Annotated in this window: 1 rRNA gene; it reads left to right on the forward strand. The window is 51.9% G+C overall.

The window, feature by feature from the left end:
* A 23S ribosomal RNA gene (locus ABZY44_RS37745) occupies positions 1–1,203 on the forward strand; the annotation flags it as partial.

Raw genomic sequence — 1,203 nt, forward strand, 5'->3', positions numbered from 1 at the left:
GCATGAGTAGCGATACACACGTGAGTAACGTGTGCGGCGAGTGACTATGGGTTCCTGGGTCATGCTGATCTGCCCTGGGTTAGTCGGGACCTAAGGCGAGGCCGAAAGGCGTAGTCGATGGACAACTGGTTGATATTCCAGTACTAGATATGATCGTGATGGAGGGACGCAGTAGGCTAAGAGATGCCAGTTAATGGATTCTGGTCTAAGCAGTGAGGTGTGAGATGTGTCAAATGCATTTCTCTTTAACATTGAGCTGTGATGGGGAAGCAACTACGGTTGCGAACTCTCTGATGTCACACTGCCAAGAAAAGCTTCTAGCGTAAAGTCATATCTACCCGTACCGCAAACCGACACAGGTAGTCGAGGCGAGTAGCCTCAGGTGATCGAGAGAACTCTCGTTAAGGAACTCGGCAAAATAGCCCCGTAACTTCGGGAGAAGGGGTGCTGGTGTAAAAGCCAGCCGCAGTGAATAGGCCCAAGCAACTGTTTATCAAAAACACAGCTCTCTGCTAAACCGCAAGGTGATGTATAGGGGGTGACGCCTGCCCGGTGCTGGAAGGTTAAGAGGAGTGCTTAGACGTAAGTCGAAGGTATGAATTGAAGCCCCAGTAAACGGCGGCCGTAACTATAACGGTCCTAAGGTAGCGAAATTCCTTGTCGGGTAAGTTCCGACCCGCACGAAAGGCGTAATGATTTGGGCACTGTCTCAACGAGAGACTCGGTGAAATTTTAGTACCTGTGAAGATGCAGGTTACCCGCGACAGGACGGAAAGACCCCATGGAGCTTTACTGTAGTTTGATATTGAGTACCTGTAAGTCATGTACAGGATAGGTAGGAGCCATTGAAATAGGGACGCTAGTTTCTATTGAGGCGTTGTTGGGATACTACCCTTGACTTATGGTTACTCTAACCCGCTGGCATAATCGGCCAGGGAGACAGTGTCTGACGGACAGTTTGACTGGGGCGGTCGCCTCCTAAAGAGTAACGGAGGCGCTCAAAGGTTGGCTCAGATTGGTTGGAAATCAATCGTAGAGTGTAAAGGTAAAAGCCAGCTTGACTGCGAGAGCTACAACTCGAGCAGGTAGGAAACTAGGACTTAGTGATCCGGTGGTACCGCATGGAAGGATCACCGACTCCCCGTGCCCGGTGTGCGAGGGGCGCCGGCTGCGCCCGGAGGCGCTGGCCGTGACGTTCGCGGG

Origin of the sequence: Streptomyces sp. NPDC006544, from assembly GCF_040611715.1 — a bacterium.
GTDB lineage: Bacteria > Actinomycetota > Actinomycetes > Streptomycetales > Streptomycetaceae > Streptomyces.